We start from the raw sequence: 4035 nt of genomic DNA, 5'->3' as shown, positions 1-4035 counted from the left end.
ACAAACATGCTATGCTCGGGTGCACAATAGATGTTTTTTCAAGTATTTATATGTTCTTTTTTGTGCACTTCAAGGTTGAAAGGGCCAAATACATTAGCCCTTTTTCTGGATTAATGGTTGGTATAGCAACAAGAAGCTACTTAAGTACTGGTTTTGCTTTATTTGGGTTATATTGTCTTTTATCCACAGAGTATTATAAGACGACGATAAAAACAAAAAAGTCCTTACCTTCAATAACTAGTCTTGAGCAATTCCAAAAAGTTTGGAGTGATTTACATCAGGAAGAACCGCCAATAAATATCCTGAAGATGTGGTCTCAGAAGAAGAAAAGGAGGTATATCGCCAAGATCAACTGCCTCGAGCAAAACAAATGGCAAAAGAGTGGTTAGTCAAGCTTTTAGAAAATACCCCTCGAAAAGAACTTTTATTTTTTAAGCAAAATATTTGTAAAATGCTTTTAAAAAATAAGGGTTTATTACAAGAGAAAACCGCATCAAAACAATCTAGAAACCTTTTCAAAGGATTATTAACCCTTATTTTTGGTAGCGGAGGACAATGTCTTGTTGCTGAGGAAATGAAAATTAAAGAAGCTTATCTAGAGCTTTACAAAACTTGTAATGAAGAAAAAAATCGATCTCAATCCGATTTTTTATTATTACTAGAACTTTTATATAAAAATACAACAGAACAAGCCTTTAAAGATACAATTAGTCCTATTTTACAAAAAATGTTCGAGTGTCTAGTTATAAAAGCAAAAGGTGATTTTGAACGTGCTCAAGAAAACCTTGCAGAACAATGGGAATCCCGATCTTTGTTTAGGATAAGCTTACTAGCTCGTTCTATATTCTCTTATTTAAAAGGAAAATTTAATATTACTTATCTAGAAAAATCTCAAGAAACTTTAGATCTTAATTCTGTACATAATTTTACGAGGGTTTCAAAGCTATTTGGAAAATCTTTTAATATTGCTACAGATACAGATGAAGTAGCAGAAAGAATTTTCTCTAATATTGCAATAAATCCATTATGTTCTACAACAATTAAAACATTCGATATGGTTATATCCTTATCTTTAGAAAAATTCTACTGGGATACACAACTAGAAAAAATCGTTCAGCCTTGGCTAAGTACTCATTTTGAAGAAAAAACCTATTTCCAATTAAATGACCTGACTCACTGGTTTTCTGATCTATTAGAAGGATTCAGAACAAAGGATAACACAATTGAAATTGATAAGATGCAAGATGAATTGTGTGCAGGGGAAATTCCAAAGATCAACGGATATCCAATTGCACAAACGCAGCAGATCCAAGGAGAGCTTGTCTTTAAACCAACTACTCAGAGTCTATTGATATTTGCATACGGTATTAATTTATTAAAGATGGGAGCTTCAGAAAGCTCTTTTAATTACATCGATAAAAAAATGAATGTTTCTGAAATAAATAAGATTGATTTTACAAAATTTGATCAAGGCGTGCAAATGTTTAAGTCTTTTATTCCTCAAAATGTGCTATCTCAATTAGAAGAAATGAGCAAATTAGAAAATAAAGAAGAAACAGAGAAAAAAATGATTGATTGTCGGAAACGATGTGTTTCTCTAATAAATAAAGAAACTCTATTTTTTGCATAGTAATTACATTAATCCCCATAATGTTTTCAGGGCTTACGCATGAAGAATTTCCTTTGCACCTACCAGATCTAATAAATAATCTTTACGACATGATGCAATGAAGCGCCGTTTATGTAAACTGACCTTGCTTGTCTTATCTTTTTGTAAAAGATTCAAAGTAGCCCCGTCGAACTATAGATAGATTTTCAGCTCCATTTCCTTTTCTAACACGACTTAAATCCTCTCGGAAATTAACATCAAGTTGCCAATGCAATTTGTTTTCGATGCTCCAGTGATTACGCACTTCCTTTGCAAGACGTTCTGCGTTAGCAGGTAGACTTGAAATAAAATACCGAATTTCACAGCTATTCCTCTCTTGCGATTTCTTCTGTACTTTTACGCATATCAAGCTATGCAGCTTCTTCCAAATCTGACGCTGAGGTAACCAATCTAATTTCTCAGTCGCCCATACTTCTCTTATCTCACTACGTCCTCGAGTACATTTTTCAGACCGCCAATAATCACAGCTAGCTTCTTCCGGTATAACGTCCTGTGCTTGTTCAAAAAAGTTATGAGCTTCTGCATGTAAGTGGTCTTGATTGCCTTTAAGGGCAATAACATAATCTCCTCCCTGGGAACAAATCTGTTCTACTACTATTTTGTGACAACCGGCTGCATCGATTGTTACAACAACTCCTTTAATAGACTTCTTTCGAAATTCTTCAAAGCAACTCCAAATTGTGAATTTAGGTAATTTAAAGAGATTTAAGATTATAAGCGATAGATACAGAAATCGGAGAAAGAGGTTTGGTTTGTGATTTAATCTTATCGCAGGGATTCACAATTTGGAGTTGCTTTGAGGAATTTCGAAAGAAGTCTAATACTTTTTTCCTGTTTTTCTAAATGACTCCTCAAATAGTTACCAGTATTGAAGAAAAAATCAAGTTTGCGGGCTATTCTTTTTATCTGCTCCTAAAAAATTGTCCCGTAAAGAGAGAAAGAAGAGACGATATACTTGGCATTACAGATGAGGAACTCGAAACTTGGATTCAACAACAAGTAACTATTCCTATTGACAATACTTTTCCTAAATATGTTATGGAAAATGTGGAACATCTTAAATCAATAGGTTCTATCGCGAAATGTATTTTTTGATGCAAAGAGAGAATTTTTTTTCTTAGCTTGTGCAAATCGCTGTTTTCTTGTTAAAACAGTTATCTTGGAATTTAAGGAAAAAAAAGATGATTGGTTTTTGTCCTCTTGCATCTGGCTCTAAAGGTAATTGTCTCTATATTGGAACTGAAAAGACAAAACTTTTAATCGATGCAGGAATCGGTATAAAAATCCTAAAAGAGAGATTAGAATTGATTGGTGTGCATTTAAGTCAAATCGATGCGGTTATAGTCACTCATGAGCACACAGATCATATTAAAGGCTTAGAGCGTTTAGCTTGGGAAGATCAAATTCCTGTATTTGTAAATAGCGATACAGCTTGTGCTATTGCTTCTTATGTCAAGAAGATCCCTCGTTTTAAGATTTTTTCTACAGGAGAATATTTTTCATTTGGAGATATTGAAATTCTTCCTTTTTCTATTCCCCATGATGCAGCAGATCCAGTAGGATTTACCCTTCATTTGGAGGGATTAAAAATAGGTATTTGTGCAGATTTGGGTTTTATTTCTACTTCCATTGTACAAACATTGAAGAAATGTGATTATCTGTATGTAGAGGCTAATCATCAACCTTCGATGGTTTATGCGAGTGCGCGCCCTGCTATTTATAAACAAAGAGTTTTAGGGCGTCAGGGACATCTTTCTAACGAAGAGTGTAGCTCTTTAATTGAGCAAATTTTTCATCCAAACCTCAAACAGATCTACTTAGCACATCTTTCTAGTGAATGTAATCATCCTGATGTGGCATTAGAAACCGTGCAAAAAAAACTTGAAATCTTACAGGCGGAGACTAAGGTATGCATCGCTTTTCAACAGCATTGCAGTCAACCTGTTGTGTTTTAAAGCGGCAGTAAGAGTCCATCAAAGGCCATTTCAAAATGACAATCTGTATTACAATCGATTAAGACATCTCGATGCAGTTTGAATTTTATGCAATAAATTTTCATCTGTATGCATAGGATCATGATGAGTCACAATCCAATGAGAGGTGTCTGTATATAGTGGTTCCGATTCAATCGTATAGAAAAATATTTGTTTTGTGTTAAGCTATTGAGCATGAAAAAACCGACCCCTAGCCAGAGAGCTGACTTAGAACACAAGTTAAAGCATCCAAAAGACTATTCTGAACGGAATAGGCTTTGTGTAATTTTGGGCTATAATGAGAGTATCTCAACAAAAAATCTTGCTAAAACACTCCGGATAAGCCCTATCACTGTTCAGGAATACCTCAGAGAATATGATTCCGAAAATAAA

General features: G+C 34.2%; 6 protein-coding genes. 4 read left to right on the top strand and 2 right to left on the bottom strand.

From position 1 onward, the window contains the following. Window positions 1-310 precede the first annotated feature (310 nt). A complete protein-coding gene (locus tag RHOW815_RS07240) occupies window positions 311-1630 on the top strand; it encodes a hypothetical protein (protein WP_215217648.1) in 1320 nt (439 codons plus the stop codon). 33 nt (window positions 1631-1663) lie between these two features. Here the strand turns inward: RHOW815_RS07240 and RHOW815_RS08885 are convergent, their stop codons facing one another. Together RHOW815_RS08885 and RHOW815_RS08680 are read right to left on the bottom strand one after the other, a co-directional pair. Next, a complete protein-coding gene (locus tag RHOW815_RS08885; RefSeq protein ID WP_256439931.1) occupies window positions 1664-1786 on the bottom strand; it encodes a hypothetical protein in 123 nt (40 codons plus the stop codon). Continuing rightward, window positions 1764-2348, bottom strand: coding sequence for an ISAs1 family transposase (locus RHOW815_RS08680; RefSeq protein WP_502757474.1), 585 nt, complete (start codon window positions 2346-2348; stop codon window positions 1764-1766). The genes RHOW815_RS08885 and RHOW815_RS08680 overlap by 23 nt, the downstream gene beginning before the upstream one ends. Before the next feature lie 164 nt (window positions 2349-2512). Here RHOW815_RS08680 and RHOW815_RS07230 point away from each other — a divergent pair, with 164 nt between their 5' ends. From RHOW815_RS07230 to RHOW815_RS07220, 3 genes are all read left to right on the top strand, one after another. Next, entirely contained in the window at window positions 2513-2764 is a 252-nt protein-coding gene (locus RHOW815_RS07230) for a hypothetical protein (RefSeq protein ID WP_215217646.1), read from the top strand. Window positions 2765-2850: 86 nt separating this feature from the next. Next, complete coding sequence (locus RHOW815_RS07225) at window positions 2851-3624, top strand: MBL fold metallo-hydrolase (protein ID WP_215217645.1); 774 nt, start codon at window positions 2851-2853, stop codon at window positions 3622-3624. Window positions 3625-3837: 213 nt separating this feature from the next. After that, a partial coding sequence (locus RHOW815_RS07220) for a helix-turn-helix domain-containing protein (RefSeq protein ID WP_215217644.1) occupies window positions 3838-4035 on the top strand: 198 nt, incomplete at its 3' end.

It is taken from the genome of Candidatus Rhabdochlamydia sp. W815 (assembly GCF_018642185.1).
Classification (GTDB): Bacteria; Chlamydiota; Chlamydiia; order Chlamydiales; family Rhabdochlamydiaceae; genus Rhabdochlamydia; species Rhabdochlamydia oedothoracis.
Note: the sequence above shows the minus strand (reverse complement) of the source record. Positions and strands in the feature narration are given on the sequence as shown.

Coding starts and splice junctions, on each gene's coding strand:
- RHOW815_RS07230 (WP_215217646.1), top strand. CDS start 2,513: ATGACTCCTCAAATAGTTACCAGTATTGAAGAAAAAATCAAGTTTGCG.
- RHOW815_RS07225 (WP_215217645.1), top strand. CDS start 2,851: ATGATTGGTTTTTGTCCTCTTGCATCTGGCTCTAAAGGTAATTGTCTC.